At 66.9% G+C, this 17,591-nt stretch carries 19 protein-coding genes and 1 tRNA gene; 6 read left to right on the forward strand and 14 right to left on the reverse strand.

Annotated elements, in window-relative coordinates; all coding sequences use genetic code 11:
* Positions 1 to 27: 27 nt before the first annotated feature.
* On the forward strand, positions 28 to 675 hold the full coding sequence (locus NMB43_RS04880; protein ID WP_494351032.1) for a response regulator transcription factor: 648 nt from the start codon (positions 28 to 30) through the stop codon (positions 673 to 675).
* Positions 668 to 1,612, forward strand: coding sequence for a sensor histidine kinase (locus NMB43_RS04885; RefSeq protein ID WP_494351033.1), 945 nt, complete (start codon positions 668 to 670; stop codon positions 1,610 to 1,612). Before NMB43_RS04880 ends, NMB43_RS04885 begins: the two co-directional genes overlap by 8 nt.
* A gap of 3 nt (positions 1,613 to 1,615) precedes the next feature.
* Here the strand turns inward: NMB43_RS04885 and NMB43_RS04890 are convergent, their stop codons facing one another.
* The 6 genes from NMB43_RS04890 to NMB43_RS04915 all read right to left on the reverse strand — a co-directional run bounded on the left by NMB43_RS04890 (position 1,616) and on the right by NMB43_RS04915 (position 5,716).
* Positions 1,616 to 2,269: a BON domain-containing protein gene (locus NMB43_RS04890; RefSeq protein ID WP_494351034.1), complete on the reverse strand. Its 654-nt coding sequence runs from the start codon at positions 2,267 to 2,269 to the stop codon at positions 1,616 to 1,618.
* Positions 2,266 to 2,859: a phosphoheptose isomerase gene (locus tag NMB43_RS04895; protein ID WP_494351035.1), complete on the reverse strand. Its 594-nt coding sequence runs from the start codon at positions 2,857 to 2,859 to the stop codon at positions 2,266 to 2,268. The genes NMB43_RS04890 and NMB43_RS04895 overlap by 4 nt, the downstream gene beginning before the upstream one ends.
* Before the next feature lies 1 nt (position 2,860).
* The gene (gene argC, locus NMB43_RS04900) at positions 2,861 to 3,817 is read right to left on the reverse strand and encodes an N-acetyl-gamma-glutamyl-phosphate reductase (protein ID WP_494351036.1); all 957 of its coding nucleotides are present in this window, start codon (positions 3,815 to 3,817) and stop codon (positions 2,861 to 2,863) included.
* A 145-nt stretch (positions 3,818 to 3,962) separates the two neighbouring features.
* Positions 3,963 to 4,736, reverse strand: coding sequence for an SDR family oxidoreductase (locus tag NMB43_RS04905; protein WP_494351037.1), 774 nt, complete (start codon positions 4,734 to 4,736; stop codon positions 3,963 to 3,965).
* Positions 4,737 to 4,937: 201 nt separating this feature from the next.
* Positions 4,938 to 5,348 (reverse strand): HIRAN domain-containing protein, encoded by a 411-nt coding sequence (locus tag NMB43_RS04910; RefSeq protein ID WP_494351038.1) that lies wholly within the window; start codon positions 5,346 to 5,348, stop codon positions 4,938 to 4,940.
* Positions 5,318 to 5,716: a YraN family protein gene (locus NMB43_RS04915; RefSeq protein ID WP_494351039.1), complete on the reverse strand. Its 399-nt coding sequence runs from the start codon at positions 5,714 to 5,716 to the stop codon at positions 5,318 to 5,320. The genes NMB43_RS04910 and NMB43_RS04915 overlap by 31 nt, the downstream gene beginning before the upstream one ends.
* Positions 5,717 to 5,747: 31 nt before the next feature.
* Here NMB43_RS04915 and rsmI point away from each other — a divergent pair, with 31 nt between their 5' ends.
* Entirely contained in the window at positions 5,748 to 6,617 is an 870-nt protein-coding gene (gene rsmI, locus NMB43_RS04920) for a 16S rRNA (cytidine(1402)-2'-O)-methyltransferase (protein ID WP_494352115.1), read from the forward strand.
* A 15-nt stretch (positions 6,618 to 6,632) separates the two neighbouring features.
* Here the strand turns inward: rsmI and NMB43_RS04925 are convergent, their stop codons facing one another.
* Together NMB43_RS04925 and NMB43_RS04930 are read right to left on the reverse strand one after the other, a co-directional pair.
* Positions 6,633 to 7,205: a DUF922 domain-containing protein gene (locus NMB43_RS04925; protein WP_494351040.1), complete on the reverse strand. Its 573-nt coding sequence runs from the start codon at positions 7,203 to 7,205 to the stop codon at positions 6,633 to 6,635.
* Positions 7,206 to 7,220: 15 nt separating this feature from the next.
* Positions 7,221 to 7,295: transfer RNA gene (locus NMB43_RS04930), tRNA-Arg, on the reverse strand.
* A gap of 57 nt (positions 7,296 to 7,352) precedes the next feature.
* Between NMB43_RS04930 and NMB43_RS04935 the strand changes: the two genes are divergently transcribed.
* Both NMB43_RS04935 and NMB43_RS04940 read left to right on the forward strand, forming a co-directional pair.
* Positions 7,353 to 7,880: a peroxiredoxin gene (locus NMB43_RS04935; RefSeq protein ID WP_494351041.1), complete on the forward strand. Its 528-nt coding sequence runs from the start codon at positions 7,353 to 7,355 to the stop codon at positions 7,878 to 7,880.
* A gap of 51 nt (positions 7,881 to 7,931) precedes the next feature.
* On the forward strand, positions 7,932 to 9,824 hold the full coding sequence (locus tag NMB43_RS04940) for an ATP-binding cassette domain-containing protein (RefSeq protein ID WP_494351042.1): 1,893 nt from the start codon (positions 7,932 to 7,934) through the stop codon (positions 9,822 to 9,824).
* Positions 9,825 to 9,845: 21 nt separating this feature from the next.
* Here the strand turns inward: NMB43_RS04940 and NMB43_RS04945 are convergent, their stop codons facing one another.
* The 6 genes from NMB43_RS04945 to NMB43_RS04970 all read right to left on the reverse strand — a co-directional run bounded on the left by NMB43_RS04945 (position 9,846) and on the right by NMB43_RS04970 (position 16,376).
* Complete coding sequence (locus NMB43_RS04945) at positions 9,846 to 10,973, reverse strand: alpha/beta hydrolase family protein (RefSeq protein ID WP_494351043.1); 1,128 nt, start codon at positions 10,971 to 10,973, stop codon at positions 9,846 to 9,848.
* Between the two features lie 15 nt (positions 10,974 to 10,988).
* The gene (locus NMB43_RS04950; RefSeq protein WP_494351044.1) at positions 10,989 to 11,894 is read right to left on the reverse strand and encodes a hypothetical protein; all 906 of its coding nucleotides are present in this window, start codon (positions 11,892 to 11,894) and stop codon (positions 10,989 to 10,991) included.
* A 10-nt stretch (positions 11,895 to 11,904) separates the two neighbouring features.
* Positions 11,905 to 12,474 carry a LemA family protein gene (locus tag NMB43_RS04955; protein WP_494351045.1) on the reverse strand — a complete coding sequence of 190 codons (570 nt, stop codon included), beginning with the start codon at positions 12,472 to 12,474 and terminating at the stop codon, positions 11,905 to 11,907.
* A 26-nt stretch (positions 12,475 to 12,500) separates the two neighbouring features.
* Complete coding sequence (locus NMB43_RS04960) at positions 12,501 to 13,205, reverse strand: fumarylacetoacetate hydrolase family protein (RefSeq protein WP_494351046.1); 705 nt, start codon at positions 13,203 to 13,205, stop codon at positions 12,501 to 12,503.
* Between the two features lie 54 nt (positions 13,206 to 13,259).
* Positions 13,260 to 15,335 carry a TRAP transporter substrate-binding protein DctP gene (gene dctP, locus NMB43_RS04965; protein ID WP_494351047.1) on the reverse strand — a complete coding sequence of 692 codons (2,076 nt, stop codon included), beginning with the start codon at positions 15,333 to 15,335 and terminating at the stop codon, positions 13,260 to 13,262.
* A 186-nt stretch (positions 15,336 to 15,521) separates the two neighbouring features.
* Complete coding sequence (locus NMB43_RS04970; RefSeq protein ID WP_494351048.1) at positions 15,522 to 16,376, reverse strand: HDOD domain-containing protein; 855 nt, start codon at positions 16,374 to 16,376, stop codon at positions 15,522 to 15,524.
* 173 nt (positions 16,377 to 16,549) lie between these two features.
* Between NMB43_RS04970 and NMB43_RS04975 the strand changes: the two genes are divergently transcribed.
* Entirely contained in the window at positions 16,550 to 17,560 is a 1,011-nt protein-coding gene (locus tag NMB43_RS04975; RefSeq protein WP_494351049.1) for an oxidoreductase, read from the forward strand.
* Positions 17,561 to 17,591: the final 31 nt, after the last annotated feature.

Here is a 17,591-nt window from a genome sequence, read left to right on the forward strand (position 1 = left end):
CCATTCCAGTCAGCCTCGCCTCCGCCGATGAATCCGTTCGTCCGAAACATCCTTCTGGTCGATGATCATGCACTGTTGCAACATGCCTTGTCGGCCATGCTCGAACCCCTGCTCAGCGGGGGCGTGATTGTCTGTGCCGCGTCTGCCCAAGAGGCGGTGAGTGCCCTGCGGGCCGGCAAGCAGTTCCACTTGATCCTGCTTGACCTGAAACTGCCCGACAGCGACGGTCTGCGCCTGCTGAGCCTGTTGCGGCGTGAGGCGCCGGGCGTGCCGGTGGCGGTGTTTTCGGGCCAGGATGCGCCGATCTATCGCCAACTCGCGCGCGAGGCCGAAGTTGAGGGCTTCCTCTCCAAGTCTATGCAGCCTGCTGCGCTGGTCGAGGCGGTGAAGCTGCTGCTGGCGGGTCGTCGTTTCTTCGACGACCAGGGTGAGCGCGGCCGCAACGGTGGTGAACAACGTGCGCGCCCCAAGCTTTCGCCCAAGCAGGAACGGGTGCTGTGCTGCCTGATGGAAGGGCTGTCCAACAAGGAGATCGCGCAGAAGCTCGATCTTTCTGAACGCACCGTGAAAATGCACCTGACATCGGTGTATCACGTGCTGGGTGTGTCGACGCGCTCGCAAGCCATCCTGGTGGGGCAGACGCTGGATTTGTCGATGCCTGCCGAAGATGCCTGAGCGGCGCTCGCCGGTCTTGTCGCAATCACTGCTCAGCTTGCGGCTGGCACTGGTCGGCGGCCTCATCTGCGCGCTTGGGCTGCTCGCCAGCCTGGGCGGTCTGGGTCTCATTTCCTGGTTCTGGGTTCTGGCGCTCCTGGTCTGCCTGGCTTACGGAGTGATGGCCTTGCGCCGCCTGGCCCGATTGTCCTCGTCCTCGGCGCCGCCCGCCGATGAGCGCGAGCCAGCGGTCGCGGCACCTGCCGCCGCCGAGTCGCGTGAGGCAGCCCCGGTGTCCGAGGAGGCCAGCTTCCTGTCCTCCGCCGGCCATGACATGCGCCAACCCTTGCAAGCCATTGCCCTCTTTTCGGCAACCCTGGCCGCGCATCCGCTGCCTGGCGATTCCGCCAAGCTGGTGCAGGGCATCGAGCAGGCGGCCGAGTCCTTGTCGGAGCTGTTTGAGGCGGTGATGGCCCTGGCTCGGCTGATGGCAGGCAAGGTCCAGTTGCAGCGTCAGGAAGTGGCGCTGGGGCTGGTGCTCAAGCGCTGCGTGGCGGAGCGCATGGATGCCGCGCAGGAACGCGAGATTCATCTGCGCCATGTGCCGACCCGGCTGCAGGTGTGGGCCGACGAGGCGCAGCTTGCGCGTCTGCTCGATGGCCTGCTGGCGCATGCACTGGCCAGTAGCGAAGCGGGCGCGGGCATCGTGATTGGCTGCCGGCGCGAGGCGGGCAGTGTGCGCATCGAGGTCTGGGACAGCGGCAAGGCCCTGCCCGCAGAGGCGCTGGATACCGTGTTCGAGCCCTTCTCCGCCTATGGCCAGGCGTTCAAGGACCGCGGGCTGGGTCTTGTCCTGGCGCATCGCCTTGCGCAGGCCATGGGAGGGGAACTCCTGCTGGGCAGGGTGACGCCGGCGGCTGGGCGCGGCAAGCGCTTCCTGTTGCGTCTGCCGCGCTGAGCCTTAGTTTGTGTAGCGCGGGTCGGTGGCCGGCGCGCTCTGCGCGGGCGGCGGCGAGAGACGGCGCGCATCCTCATCCGAGATGATCTCGAAGACCTGGATCACTTTCTGGACTCCAGCCGTAGTGGCTGCGATGCGCGTGGCGAGTTCTGCTTCCCTTTCGGTTAGCAGGCCCATCAGATAGGTGGTGCCCGTCTCAGTGACCACTTTGACGTTGCTCGCCGAAATGCCGTGGGTGTCCAGCAGGCGGGCCTTGACCTTGGTGGTGACGTAGGCGTCGTTGGAGTACACGCCGAAAGTGGGCGAGGCCGCAATGCCGGTCTCGGAGAACACGCGACGCACGTTGGTCTCTGCGCCGGCCAAGCGGATGGCCTCGGCCCGTGTGGCTTCGTCCTGCACCTGGCCGGTCAGCAGCACCCAGCGGTTGTACGAGGTGACGCCGATGCTGGCCTTGTTGCCGAGGCGTTCACGCAGGGTATTGGCGATCTTGAGTTCGAGGTTGGTGTCCTCGACCTGGGCGCCGTAGCTGCGGCGATCCACGCTGGCGGATACACCAGTGGCCACGCCGGTGGCGACCACCGGTACGCACGCCTGCAGCAGGCTCATGCCGAGACCCGCGGCAACGAGCAACTGGAGAACCGGTTTCAACTTCTTCACGCTTCTTCTCCCATCAACATGCAGTCGATGCCATCGCACAGGCAGTGGATGGCGAGGATATGGACTTCCTGGATGCGTGCCGTGCGTTCATGCGGCACGCAGATATGGACATCGTCGCCGCGCAATTGTTCAGCCATTCGGCCACCACCGCGTCCGGTCAGGGCCACGACGCGCATGTCGCGGTCATGCGCGGCCTGCACCGCATTGAGCACGCTGGGCGAATTGCCGCTGGTGGCAATCGCCAGCAAGACGTCGCCCGACTGACCGAAGGCGCGGATCTGTTTGGCGAAGACTTCGTCGAAGGCGTGGTCGTTGCCGCTGGCGGTCACCACCGCGCCGTCGGTGCCGAGCGCGATGGCGGCGAGTTCGGGGCGCTCGCGCTCGAAGCGGCCGACCAGCTTGGAGGCGAAGTGCTGGGCGTCGGCGGCCGAGCCGCCCACACCGCAAGCCAGGATCTTGCCATTGGAGAGCAGGCTGCCCACCATCAGGTCGACGGCTTCGGCCAGGGGGCCAGCCAGCAGTTCAGCGGCGTCCAGCTTGAGTTGCGCACTCTCCTGGAAGTGCGTGCCGATGCGTTCCAGCAGGTCCATGTCAGGCGCTCAGACCACGGGTTTCGTCCAGGCCCAGCATGATGTTCATGCACTGGATCGCGGCACCCGAAGCACCCTTGCCCAGATTGTCGAAACGCGCGGCCAGCAGGACCTGTTCGCCGTGGCCGAACACGAACAGCTCCGCACGATTGGTGTCGTTGCAGGCGGTGGCGGGCAGGAAGCCGTTATCCAGCAGCGGAGCGGCATCCAGCGGCATCGCCTTCACAAAGGTCTGGTCGCGGTAGTAGTCGGCGTAGAAGGCTTGCAGCGACGCGGGGGTGACCGTGCCAGGCAGCATGCGCGGCAGCAGCGGCACGGCCACCACCATGCCTTGTGCGAAGTTGCCGACGATGGGGGTGAACAGCGGCGCCGCATCCAGGCCGCAGATGGCCTTCATCTCGGGCAGGTGCTTGTGGGTCAGACCCAGTGCGTAGAAGCGCGGGCTCAGCATCGCGTCGGGCAGGCCGGCCGGTTCTTCGTAACTGGCGATCATTTCCTTGCCACCACCGCTGTAGCCCGTGATGGAGTAGGTCGTCAGCGGGTGTGCGGGCGGCAGGATGCCTGCCGCCACCAGCGGGGCGACCAGCAGGATGAAGCCGCTGGCGTGGCAGCCTGGTACGGCCACCTTCTGCGCGCCGGCGATGCGCGCACGCTGTCCGTGCAGTTCGGGCAGGCCATACACCCAGTCGGGGTGGGTGCGATGCGCGGTGCTGGCATCGAGGAAGCGGGTCTTCGTGTTGCCCGGCTTCAGCAGGGATACGGACTCCTTGGAGGCCGCATCGGGCAGGCACAGGAACACCACGTCCGCCGAGTTGATGTACTCAGCCTTGACGGCGGGGTCCTTGCGCTTGTCCTCGGGAATGCTGAGGACTTCGATCTCGTCGCGGGCGGCCAGGCGCTCGTCGATCTTGAGACCGGTGGTGCCGTGGCGGCCGTCGATGAATACCTTGTAGCTCATGGGGCTGCTCGCTGCTTCGCGTGAAGGGCCTCAATTGTAAACGAGACCTGTGACGGGGACGTTTTACCGCCGCCGGGCGTTGGCCAAAGAAAAACCCCTGCCGATCGCTCGGCAGGGGTTTCGGTGCTGCGTGACTGCCGTGGGATCAGCGGGCTTGCCAGCCGCCGTCCACGTTCACGATGGTGCCGTTCAGGTAGTCCGAAGCGGCCGAGAACAGGAACACGGCGGTGCCGGCCAGGTCTTCCGGCTCGCCCCAGCGACCTGCGGGGATGCGGTCCAGGATGGCCTTGTTGCGGGCTTCGTCGGCACGGATCGGGGCGGTGTTCGCGGTGGCGATGTAGCCCGGGGCGATGCCGTTGCAGTTGATGCCCTTGGCGCCCATTTCGTTGGCGATCAGCTTGGTGATGCCGGCGATACCGTGCTTGGAGGCGGTGTAACCCGGCACCAGAATGCCGCCCTGGTAGGACAGCATCGAGCAGATGTTGATGATCTTGCCCTTGCCATTGCGGCCCACGACGTGGCGGCAGAAGGCTTGCGACAGGTACATCGGGGCATACAGGTTGATCTGCATGACGAAGTCGAAGTCGGCTTCGGTGTGCTCCAGGAACGGGGCGCGGCGGATGGTGCCGGCCACGTTGCCCAGCAGGTCGACCTGGCCGGCCAGCTTCACGGCTTCGTCGATCACGCGCTGGGGGGCGCCCTTTTCGGTCAGGTTGGCCTGCAGGTACCACCACTTGCCGCCGGTCTTGGCGACAGCCGCGTCCATGGCGGCGGTGGATTCGGCGGCCATCGGCGCGAAGTCGGCGCAGATCACGTTGGCGCCGGCTTCTGCCACCTTGGCAGCGATGGCGGCACCGATGCCCTGGGCTCCGCCGGTGATGAGGGCGACCTTGCCGGTCAGATCGAAAGGATTGCTCATTCTGTAACTCTCCCGTGTGGTGACAGTGACCTGCGCGTTCGCACAGGCTGGTTGCGCGTCAGAGACCGCTCGTGTGGAGCTTGCCGCAACGGACGGGTCTGTCGAATACGCCTGAGCCGATAAGTTTAGCCTATTGATCTGGCGGTAGTACATGTTTACGCCTACCGCGAAGGCCGGCGCGGGGCGCCTAGTTGAGCGGCATCAAGGGCTGGCGCCGGGCAGGGGGGCCAGCACGTCTATGCGCAAGCGTTCGCGCGGGTTCGGATGTTCGCGCAGACGGGCGATGCGCCCCTGCAGCGGCTGCCCCTGGGCCAGCGCGGCGGCCAGCGGAGCGTTCTCGGCCGCGGGCAGGTAGCCCAGCATGCGGCCGCGCCACAGCACCCGCACGGCCCGCGCGTCATGCGGATTGGCCGGATCGGCTTGCAGTTGCAAGAGGTCTCCGGGGCGCAGCTCGGCCCACACGGCGGAAGCGTCGTAATAGGCGAGACCGGCGACCTGGGTGCTGTGGATGTGGAGGAAGCGTGCTTCGGCGGCACGGACCGGCAAGGGGGCCGCGCAGGCCAGGACCAGCAAGGCCTGGATCAGGCGGGACGGAAGGCGTCCTGGATCCACTTGAGCGCGTTCAGCGAGAGCTGGTCGAGCAGGATCGCGTCGTAGCGGCAGGGGCGCCAGGCATGCTCGCGGCCGGCGCCGGCCAGCCAGTAGCGCGAGGCCAGCACGATGCGCATCTGCTTGCGTTCCGAGATGCTGCCGGCCGCACCGCCGTAATCCTTGCGGCGGCGCTTGCGCACCTCGACGAAGACCAGGGTGCCGCTGATCAGCACGATCAGGTCGATCTCGCCACCGCGGCAGCGCACGTTGCGCGCCAGCACGCGGCCGCCGACCGAAGTCAGGAACTGCGCGGCCAGCTCCTCGGCACGCGCGCCCTCGTCGTAAACGGGCGCGACTTGCCGCGGGCTGCGACGCAGCAGAGAATCCACGATCTCCCTGACCCTGTTGGCCAAGACCCTCATGCACCCGACTCCGGAAAAGATATTGGCGGAAACGCCCGCATTGTATGTGGTTGCGACGCCGCTGGGGAATGCTTCGGACATCACGCAGCGCGCATTATCCGTGTTGCGCTGCGTCGATGTGGTGGCGGCGGAGGATACCCGTCATACGCAACGCCTGCTTGATGCGTATGACATAAGCGTGCCACTGCTGGCGGCGCATGAGCACAACGAGCAGGAGAGCGCGACGCGCATCATCGAACGCTTGCAGCAGGGCCAGCATGTCGCGCTGGTCAGTGATGCCGGCACGCCGGCCATTTCCGACCCTGGTGCGCGCGTGGTGCGGCGGGTGCAGGAAGCGGGTTTCCGTGTCGTGCCGCTGCCTGGCGCCAGCGCGGTGGTGGCCACCCTGTCCGCCTCCGGTTTGCTGGATAACCGTTTTCTCTTCGTCGGCTTCCTGCCGCCCAAGCACGCCGCGCGGGTTGCCGAGATCGAGCGCTTGCGCGGTGTCCACGCCACCCTGGTGTGCTACGAGGCGCCACACCGCATCGTCGAATGCATCGACGACCTGGCCGCGACGCTGGAGCCGACGCGCGAGATCGTGATCGGGCGCGAGCTGACCAAGCTGTTCGAGCAGGTCGTGCGCTTGCCCTTGAGCGAGGCCCCGGCCTGGGTGCGCGCCGACGCCAACCGCCAACGTGGCGAGTTCGTGCTGTGCGTGAGCGCGGCGCCGCAGGAGGAGGGTCTGTCGGTCGAGGCCGAGCGCGTGCTGCGCCTGTTGATGGAGGAGTTGCCGCTGAAGAGCGCGGCGAAACTGGCGGCCAGCATCAGCGGGGCGTCAAAGAACGCACTCTACGAGCGTGCTCTGGCGCTCAAGGACGGCGAGGCCTGAGCCGGCCCGGGCCGGTCATTCCCGCAGCCAGGCGCCTTGCGTCCTGCCGTGCCGGGTTTGCTGGTCGTACTGGATCTCGCGGCGCCGGAACTCCGCCAGCGCTTGGTGGCCGGTCTGGTTGGCCTGTTGTTCGAGTACCGCGCAGTTGGCCATCTCGGGCAGGATGAAGATGCGCCGCTCGATGGTGGCCGCAGCCTCGCGGCCGATCTGTACGTGCCCCATCTCGTGTTCGCGCAGGGCCGGCAGGTAGGCTGCGAAAGCACTCCGCTGTGCATCACTGCCGCCGCGCAATTCGGGCAGATCGAGGGTGATGGCCAGGTCGACGCGGATGCTGGTGATGCGGCAGCGGCCGTCGCTGCGGGCCTGGGTGGCGAAACGCCAGTTGATATCCCAGCGGGTGTAGCCGTGGAATACCCGGCCGTCGTGGCGGATCGGCGAGGCCGCGTCGATGGCCTCGTACAGCCGCTGCTCGGGCGAAGGGCTGACGGGGTAGGCCCGCTGGTCCAGGCGCTCGGCCACCTCGGCACCAGCCGGGGCGGCAGCGCTGAGCAGGGCAAGAACGCCGGTGGCGAGAAGTGGTCTGAGCATGGCGGGGCCGCGGAGTGGTCCCCCCGACAGGAATCGAACCTGTATCTGCCGCTTAGGAGGCGGCCGTTCTATCCATTGAACTACGGCGGGACGGGCAGAACCGGGCGGTATTGTAGTGCAAGCGCGTGATCCCAAGAGGAGAGAGAAATGATGATGAGACTCTGTGCGGGCGTCCTGCTGGGCTGTTTCCTGACCGGCGCCAGGGCGGAAACGCCGGGCCTGGGCGCTCCTGCGCCGGCCTTCAGCCTGCCGGACCAGGGCGGCACCATACGTACGCTGGAGAGCTTCCGTGGCAAGTGGCTGGTGCTCTACTTCTACCCTCGGAACGATACGCCCGGCTGCACCACCGAGGCCTGCAACTTCCGCGATGGGCAGGCCTTCATCAGCGCCCTGGGTGCGCAGGTGGTGGGCGTCAGCATCGACAACACGGATTCGCACAAGGCCTTCGCCGAGAAGTACAAGCTGCCTTTCCCGCTGCTGGCCGACGCGGACGGGGCGGTGGCACAGCGCTATGGCGCCTTGTCGAACTGGGGCGTGGTCAAGTTCGCCAAGCGCCAGACCTTCCTGATCGACCCGCAGGGCGTGCTGCGCAAGGCCTATCTGAAAGTGGATGCCGACAAGCATGCCGAGGAAGTACTCGCTGACCTGAAAGCGTTGATTGGCCGCAAGGGCTGAGCGGTGGCCCGGGTAGAATGGCGGCCTTTCACGCCGTAGCCTGTCCGCACCATGCCTTTGCTCACCCTGGATAACGCCTGCCTCGCCTTCGGCGACGTCGCCCTGTTGGACCGTGCCGAACTGGTGCTGGAGCCGGGTGAGAAAGTCTCCCTGATCGGGCGCAATGGCGCGGGCAAATCCAGCCTGCTGCGTGCGCTGGCCGGCCAGGCGCGGCTGGATGACGGCACGGTGTGGCGCCAGCCCGGCCTCAAGGTGGCCTACGTGGCGCAGGAGCCGGATTTCGCGCTGGATCGCGATGTGTTCGCCACGGTGGCCGAGGGCGTCGGCGAGGCCGCCCGCCTGATCGCCGAATACCATGCCTGTGCGGCCGTAGCAGGGCACGACCCGGCGGCACTGGCGCGCCTGGAAGAACTTCAGCATCAACTGGAAGCGGGGAACGGCTGGACCCTGCACCACAAGGTCGAGCAAGTCATCGACCGCCTGCGCCTGGACGGCGCGGCGCGCGTCGGCAGCCTATCCGGTGGTGGAGTCAAGCGCGTGGCGCTGGCACGCGCGCTGGCCGGCGAACCGGACCTGCTGTTGCTGGACGAACCCACCAACCACCTGGATATCGACGCCATCGGCTGGCTGGAAGAACTGATCCGTGGCTTCCGTGGCGGAGTGGTCGTCATCACTCACGATCGCAGCTTCATGGACGCCGTGTCTACGCGCATCCTGGAACTGGATCGCGGCATCCTGGCGAGCTTTCCCGGCTCCTTCTCCGAGTACCAGCGCCGCAAGGCCGAGATGCTGGAGATGGAGGCCAAGTCGAACGCGGAGTTCGACAAGTTCCTGGCGCAGGAAGAGGTGTGGATTCGCAAGGGCGTGGAGGCGCGGCGTACGCGCAACGAAGGTCGCGTCAAGCGCTTGGAGCAGTTGCGGCGCGATCGTGCGGCGCGGCGCGACCGCGTCGGCAACGTCAATCTGCAACTGGACCGCGGTGAGCAAAGCGGGCAGCTCGTTGCCGAGCTGACGAACGTTACCAAGCGCTTCGGCGAGAAAACCGTGGTGCGCGATTTCTCGGCGCGCCTGATGCGTGGCGACCGCATCGGCCTGATCGGCCCCAACGGTGCCGGCAAGACCACGCTGCTCAAGCTGATCCTCGGCGAGCTGGAGGCGGATGCCGGCAGCATCAAGCGCGGCACCAAGCAGCAGGTCGCCTACTTCGACCAGTTCCGCACCGCGCTGGACCCCGAAGCGCCGCTGACCGACGTGATCAGCCCGGGCTCGGATTTCGTCGAGATTGGCGACAGCAAGAAGCACGTCGTCGGCTATCTCGGCGATTTCCTGTTCTCGCCGCAGCGTGCGCGCAGCCCGGTGAAGTCCTTGTCCGGCGGCGAGCGCAACCGTCTGCTGCTGGCCCGCTTGTTCGCCCAGCCCGCCAATGTGCTGGTGCTGGACGAGCCGACCAACGACCTCGACATCGAGACCCTGGAATTGTTGGAGCAGTTGCTGCAGGACTACAACGGCACGCTGTTCGTGGTCAGCCACGACCGGACCTTCCTCGACAACGTGGTGACCCAGACCATCGCATCCGAAGGCGATGGCAACTGGAAGGAGTACGCCGGTGGCTATGCCGATTGGGTACGCCAGCGCCCGGTGTCAGTCGAGTCGAAGGAAGCGAAGCCGGCCAAGCCCGCTGCAGCGCCGGAGGAGAAGAAACCCGCCGCCGCCAAGCCGGGCAAGCTCAGCTACAACGAGAAGCGCGAGCTGGAAGCGCTGCCCGCCAAGATCGCCGCGCTGGAGGCTGAGCAGGCGGGCCTGCAGCAGCAACTCGCCGACCCGGATGCGTACAAGAAGCATGGCTCGCAGATGCCGGCCATGAACGCACGCCTCGAAGCCATCGAGGAAGAACTGCTGGAGCTGCTGGAGCGTTGGGAAGTGCTGGAAGGCAAGGTGGGCTGAGCGAGCGCCGAGCCGCCCGTTTCAGCGCCACACTACGGCATCGTCCACTGCATACAGGCGGCAGCGCGTCCTGTCGTGCTGCTGGCAGTTCGCCAGCGCGCGCGACAGGCTGTCGTCACCACTAGCCCAGCCCCAGCCGCCCTGCGGGGCGATGGCGAAGGCGCGTGGTGGTTTCGCTGCGAGGAATTTTTCATAGCCCTCGCGGATCGCCTGCGTACTCAGGAAGGGAAGGCGCAGGCTGTCCGTCAGCGCCGCGTAGTCGCTCCATTCCGCCTGCAGGGTGCCTGGTCGGGGGAAGCCGAAGCGCGCCAGGAAGTCGTCCACGATCGGCTGCCAGATGTCATTGCCCCGCGCGAACAGGGTGTGACCGTCGTCACCGAAGGCTGGCAGCAGGCGGTATTCCGCCTGTCCGCCCGCGCCGGTGTAGGCGGCGTGCCAGGCGCGGCTGTGTGCCGGGTCGAAGTAGCGGTCGTTCTCGGTATAGACCCACAGCATCGGGGCCTGGGCGCTGCGGCCGAAACCGGCGTAGGCCTGGCCCGCATTGGCGCCGGCGCAGGGCACGCCGGGGTGGGTCTCCGGGTTGCCGCCGGAGCCGCCGGCGAAGTTGATCGCGGCGATCAGGCCGGGCGGGCGGCTGGCGTTGGCGGCCGTCGTCACGAAGCCGCCAACCGATTGGCCAACCAGCACGAGGCGCCGGGCATCCACCCAGGGCTGCTGGTGCAGGTGCTCGACCACGGCCAGTACCTGCCGCGCGCCGGCCTGCATGGCGTCGGCATACTCGGCGTTGCCGCAGTTGCCACGCGAACGTTCCGGGTCACCCAGGGTGAGGGTTTCGCCATAGCCCAGGCGGGTGGGCACCGCGACCGCGAACCCCTTGCGCACGAAGAAGCGGGCGGCGGACTCCTGGCGCTGGATCTTCGGCTCACCGCGTTTGACCGGGGTGCTGGCGCGGCCATGGCTGATGACGACCAGAGGGAAGGGGCCGGGGCCATCGGGGCGGAACAGACTGACCGGGATGTCGCCGCTGATCGTCCGCCCCTCGCGGTCTGGCACGCTGACCGGCACGCGGATCAGCGTTTCGTTGATGTCGCGCGACTGTGCCAGACCCAGGAGGGGCCACAGCAGGCAGCTCAGCAGAAACGCGCGCACCCGGCCCATCCTGACTCAGGGGCTGAAGGTGTAGGCCAAGCCCGCCACCCCGGCGAAGAACAGCAGGAGGAAGCCCCAGGCCTGCCAGCGCAGGCGGCGGACAATCTGCTCCGGACGCCGGTCGCTGAGGATGAAGGGGCGGCCATCGGCCGGTTTGGCGAGGACGTGCTGCTCGGCCTGGGTCAGCTCCTCGCTACGCTCGGTGCGCACCTCGCGCTGCGCGGCGGCGCGGGCAAGCTCCCATTCGCGTAGATCGAGTTCGCCATTGCGGTCGAGGTCGAAACGCTGCGCTTCGCCGCTGGTTTTCCAGTCCGCCAGTTTGTCGCGCAGGCGTGCGCGCATGTCGGGCGCTTCGCCGTGGGCACTGCGCGTACGGAACTCGCCGCTGGCCGAGATGCGCGTGCCGGGAATCAGCAGCCACAGGGTGCTGCGCTCGCCCAGGGCGCGGCCGTGCTCTTCGCGCGCGGTGATCACACTGGCGCCCGCCGGGTAGATTTCACACTCCGTGCCGTCCTCGTCGACGAGCAGGAAGGCGTCCTCGCTCTCGTCTTCGAAGGTGGTGTGCCAGCGGTCGTTGCTGTCGCGTTCCTCCACCTTGATGCGGTACCACAGGCAGGGCAGGGGCATGAAGCCGTGCATGGCCGGCGAGAGCAGGGGCGTGCCGGCGACCGGGCGGCCGATGCCCGAGAGGCGCACGTAGCCCTGCGGCGCACTGCTGATGGGGCAGTCAGGGGTATCTGCGAAGTTGCGGTAGCGCCGGTGGTTCCAGACCCAGCCACCAAAGCCGATGACGCCTGCCGCCAGGGCGAAGTGCCAAGGGGCCAGGTGGCGGGTGAGCCAGTCGCCGCCGCCGGCCATGAACAGCACGCCAAACAGTAAGGCCGGAATGAGCTTGAGCGGGTTGTCCAGCTTGAGGTGCACGGCGGGGAGATCAGTTGCTGAACAAGGCCTTCATGTCCACGTCGCTCTTTTCGGCGGACGAGAATTCCAGTTGGGGCTTGGCGGTGAAGCCGAACAGGCGCGCGATCACCAGGTCGGGGAACTGTTCGACGCGCACGTTGTTGAGGTTGACCGCGTCGTTGTACAGCTCGCGGCGGTCGGCGATGGCATTCTCCAGCCCGCTGATGCGCGTCTGCAACTGCATGAAGTGTTCGCTGGTGCGCAACTCGGGGTAGGCCTCGGCCACCGCGAAGATTTGCCCCAGCCCGGCGCGCAGGCTGGATTCGGCCGTACCCAGCGCGGCGATGTCCTGCCGCTCGCGTGCCTGTGCGACCTGGGCGCGCGCGGCGATCACGCGCTCCAGCGTGCTCTGCTCGAACTGCTGGTACTGGCGGCAGACTTCGACCAGCTTGGGCAACTCGTCATGGCGCTGCTTGAGCAGGACGTCGATGTTGGCCCAGGCGCGCGCGACACCATGCTTGAGGTTCACCAGGCCGTTGTAGAGCATGACCGCATAGGCCACCACCACCAGCACGATTGCAAAGAAGAACCACGAGCCCATTGTCTGCCTCCAGCGTGTGAATCGGATCAGGCCGCTGCCGGCCCGACCGAGATGGTAAGGCTGCCCAGTTTGTCGATGCTGCCGACCATCACGTCGCCCGGTACCACCGGTCCGACGCCGGCCGGAGTGCCAGTGAGGATGAGGTCGCCGGCCTGGAGATCGTAGTAGCGCGACAGCTCGGCGATGATCTGCGGCACGTTCCAGATCATCATCGACAGGTCGGAGTCCTGCTTGAGCTCGCCGTTGACCTTGAGCTGGATCTTGCCCGCGGAGAAGTGCCCCACTGCGCTGGCCGGATGGATGGCCGCAACTGGGCAGGAGTGATCGAAGCCCTTGGCGACGTCCCACGGGCTGCCCTTGGACGAGAGCTGCTTCTGGATGTCGCGCCGGGTCATGTCGAGCGCCACGGCGTAGCCATAGACGTGCGACAGGGCATTGGCCTCGGCGATGTTGTAGCCGCCGGACTGCAGGGCGACCGCCAGCTCAAGCTCGTAATGCAGGTTCTGCGTGACGCTGGCATAGGGTATGGTGCTGCCGTCCTGCACGATCGCGTCGGCAGGCTTGCTGAAGAAGATCGGCGGCTGCTTCTCGTCGTTGCCCAGCTCGCGGATGTGCTCCAGGTAATTGCGGCCCACGCAGTAGATGCGACGCACCGGAAAGCGGGCGCTGCTGCCGGTGACGGGCAGGCTGGGGCGGGGGGCGGCGGGAACGACGTACTGGGGGTCGGACATGGGGGCTCCTGTGAAACGCTTTGCTGGGCAAAGGATCAGTTTGACACAACAGCCCTAGCGGATGTCCTGGATGGCGCGCAGCAGCGCACGTTGCTCAGGGGTGGTCACGAAGCGCTCATAAACCGGCCGCATGAGCTGCTGGAAGGCGCCCTTGTCGACGTCGGTGACGAAGTGCGTACCGGCTTGCATGGCGCGCTGGCGTGCCTCAACCTCGCGCTCCTGCCAGAAGCGCCGCATCAAGGGGACCGAGTCGCGCGCCGCTGCGCGGATCAGTTCCTGCACATCGGGCGGCAGGCTTTGCCAGCGCTGGCGCGAGAACGCGATGATCTCGGGCACCATCGCATGCTCGGTGTGCGAGAAGTACTTGAATACGTCGTGCTGGCGATAGCTGTCGAAGGTCGGGATGTTGTTCTCGGCCGCGTCGATCAGGCCGGTCTTGAAGCCGGGGATGATCTCGTCCATCGGCATCGGTGTGGGGTTGGCGCCCATCGCCCTGGCCACGGCCACCCACAGGTCGGACTGCATGACGCGCAGTTTCATGTCGCGCGTGTCGGCAGGCTTGCGGACCGGCTTCGTGGCGTAGATGGAGCGCGCGCCGCTGTCGTAGAAGGCCAGGCCGATCAGCCCCACTGTCTCGCAGGCCGCCAGCACGCTGGCGCCCGGCGCGCCGTCCATGGCGGCATGCAGGTGGTGGATGTCGCGGAACAGGAAGGGCAGGGTGGGTACCACCGTCAGCGGGCAGTCCTTGTTCAGCGAGGACATGTTCACCCGCATCATGTCGATGCGGCCAGCGCGCACCTGCTCCGACACTTCCTTTTCGGTGCCGAGCACGCCGCCTGCCTGTACCTTCAGCTCGATGCGGCCCTGGCTGCGCTCGCGCAAAATCTGGCTCATTGCCTGCAGCGCGCGCACCGCAGGGTGGTCTTCTGCGTGGATGTCGGCAAGCCGCAGCACGATGCGCCGGTCGTTCCCTTGCCGTGCATGGAATTGATCCAGGATGCTGCTGATCTGGCGGCTGTTCTGGGTCAGGCGAGCGATCGCCTCGGCCGCCGCTTGCGTGGCGAGCGAGTTCTGCTCGCTCATCTGGGCCACCTGTTCGATGTTCTTGGCGACGTCGGTGCTGGCCTCGCGCTGCTCCTGGATGGCCGCCGAGATGTCGCGCACGACGCTGGCGGCGGAGGCTGAGCTGGCCTGGATGCGTTCGATCGAGGCGCCGGCGCGGGTGCCGCATTCCACGCCCCGGCCGACGGCTTGTTCGGTCTTGGCCATGCCGTCCACCGCTTCGTGCGCGTCCTGTTGCATGCGCTGCACGAGAGCACTGATCTCCTGCGTGGAGCCGGCGGTCCGCTCGGCCAGTTTGCGCACCTCGTCGGCCACCACGGCAAAACCGCGCCCCTGCTCGCCGGCACGCGCTGCTTCGATGGCGGCGTTGAGTGCGAGCAGGTTGGTTTGGTCCGCGATGTCGCGGATGGTGTCGGCCATACGGGTGATGTTGTCGCAGTCCTCGCGCAGGTTGTGGATGCGGGCCGTGGCGTTACCGACCAGTTGTGAGATGGCGTGAATGCCTTCTACCGTGGCCACGATGTCAGTTGCGCTATCGCGTGCGACGGTCGAGGACTCTTCGGTGTGGCTGCTGGCGGTGAGGGTTTGCTCCGCCGCCAGCGCAATGCTGACGGTCATTTCTTCCACCGCCGAGGCCATGTTCGAGGACGCTTCGCTTTGCAGATGGGAGTTGCGCGCGATCTTGCGCGACACCACGTCCACCTCTTCCGAGACGGACTCCAGTTCTTCCGCGCACTGCTGCAGGTTCTGCAGGGAGGTGTGGACGAGCCCGAGCAACTCGTTGTGCAGACGGGCTACGGTGCTGATGTCGTGGGTGCCCTCGCGGGGCGGGCAGGGGGAAAAGTCGTGTCGCGCCAGGGCCTGCCCAAGATCTTGTTCGAGCTCGCCGAGGGGGCGCAGCAGGCGCCGCCCGACCAGCCACCAAGACAGCGCGACGCACAGGCCGGTGCATAGGGCCAACCACGGCACGAGGCCTGGCGCGGCTCCGCCCAGGGCGAGGATGATGATCAACGACAGTGCGGCGATTGCGGCGCCATTGAGCGCGCGGACGGCATGGCGAGTCTGCATTGGCCCTCTCTCCGAACAATCCCTATCCAGCAGGGGTGCGTCTGTTGGTGCGCCTCAGGGCCAATCCAGGCGAGACAGGCCGGGCTGTCGGCCCGCGCATGGTTCCAGTCTGTGCCTTACGGTTGCGATGACGATGGACTTGAGCCTGCGTGCTGACTTCGGATTACCGGTCTGCGCAAGATCAACTCACCCGTCCTGTGCCAGGCCGGGTGGCCAGTGCTCGGAAGGTACGCCCAGCCGGTAGAGCGTGTTTTCCAGGTTCAGGTGCAGCAGGTCCGCCACGCCGCGGTAATCGTCCGGCAAGGCCGGGTCGCCCCAGCCGTTGGAGAGGTGGCGCGCCATGTTGCAGGCGAGGGCCACGTTGCGCACGCGCGCGTTGTCGGCCTGCTTCTCGTCCATCAAGGTGATCAAGAGTTCCGGCAGGTGCCAGGCACGCACCAGGGCGAGCTGGATCTCGTGTACAGCAAAGCCCAGGTGCTGGCGCTGGGCCTGGGCGCTGCGCAGGCCAGGTGTGGCCTGGAGGTCGTGGGCGACCTGCAGCATGGCTTCAGGGGCGAAGCACCACAGCAGGATCTCGGCCACGTCGTGCAGCAGGGCGGCCACGGTGACCTCGTCGACGTCGATGTCGTGGCGCAGGATGGCCCAGTCGCGCGCCAGGTCGGCTGCCGTCTTGGCACGTGTGATGACCTTGAGGACCCCGATCAGGGCTTTGGGATGCTGCGCCAGGCCTGCTTCGATCGTGGGCAGATCGCAGAAGCGGCTGAAGAAGGGCGTGATGCCCATCATCATGACGGCGCGCTCGATGGTGGTGATGTCGTGGTTCTGGCTGCTGCGCCGGTTGGCTTCCAGGTGGACCAGCACGCGCAGTGCGAGCAGGGGGTCTTGCAGCACCACGCTGGCGAGGCGGCGCCCGGCAACGTTCTCCTCGTCTTTGCGCAGTTCGGCCAGCTCGCGCATGCTTCGCCGCAGCACGGGGATGTCCGCACCGGCGAAATACGCGATGTAACTGTCTATGCTGGCAAGAGGCGTCCGAATGGCCATCGAATCTTCCGTGCGAATAGGTGCTCTCGGTATTTACGGCAGCGCCGAGGGCGAGCTTGAGGCGCGGTGCGGCTCTGTCGCGTGCTGGCGACCGCAAGTCAGGCGGCCGCTTGGGGCGGGAAGGGGCTGGCTATAATCCGGGCGCGTCCCGCCTGGGCGCGCTGGAGAAGTAAGTGACGCCATTCAAGGCATTCCTGGTGCAAAGGAGCGAAGCTGAGGGCCGGGCGGTCGTCCGTGGCGACTTCGTGAACCTGACCGAAGCCGCATTCGACGCCGGCGACGTGCTGATCCGGGTTGTCCACTCCTCCGTCAACTACAAGGACGCTCTGGCCGCGACCGGTGCGGGGCAGATCATCCGGCGCTTTCCCTGCGTGGGCGGCATCGACCTGGCAGGCGTCGTGGTGAGCAGCGCCGTGCCGCGTTTCGCGCCCGGTGACAAGGTCATCGCCACCAGTTACGACCTCGGGGTCTCGCACCACGGCGGCTACGCCGAATACGCCCTGGTGCCCGGCGGCTGGGTGCTGCCGCTGCCGCCGGGGCTGACGCTGGCCCAGGCGATGGCGCTGGGCACGGCCGGGCTGACCGCCGCCCTGGCAATCAGCCGGATGGAAGATAACGGCCTGCGCGTCGAGAACGGCCCGGTGCTGGTGACCGGGGCGACGGGCGGCGTGGGCTCGCTGGCGATCGACATGCTGGCCGGACGAGGCTACGAAGTGGTGGCCCTGACCGGCAAGGTCGCCGAGGTGGATTGGCTGCACGAGTTGGGGGCGCGCCGGGTGATGCTGCGTAACGAATTGTCGCTACAACATCCCAGGCCGTTGGATAAAGGACTGTGGGCCGGTGCCGTAGACAACCTGGGCGGCGACGTGCTGGCCTGGCTGCTGAGTACGACCAAGCCGGCCGGTGTGGTCGCAGGCATCGGGCTGGCGGGTGGGGCGACGCTGAATACGACCGTGATGCCCTTTGTATTGCGGGGGGTCAGCTTGCTCGGCATCGACTCCGGCTATGCTGGTTTTTCCGTGCGTGAACGTGCCTGGGGGCGGTTGGCGGCCGATTTGCGGCCGCGCCACCTGGACCGCATCGCGCACAGTGTGGAATTCGAGGCCTTGCCGCAGGTGTTCGCGCACCTGCTGGCGGGGAAGGCGCGCGGGCGTACCGTGGTACGCATCGGTGCGGAAGATTAGGTTCTGGACGCAGGTTCAGGGGAGAAAGACT

Source organism: Uliginosibacterium sangjuense, assembly GCF_059132465.1.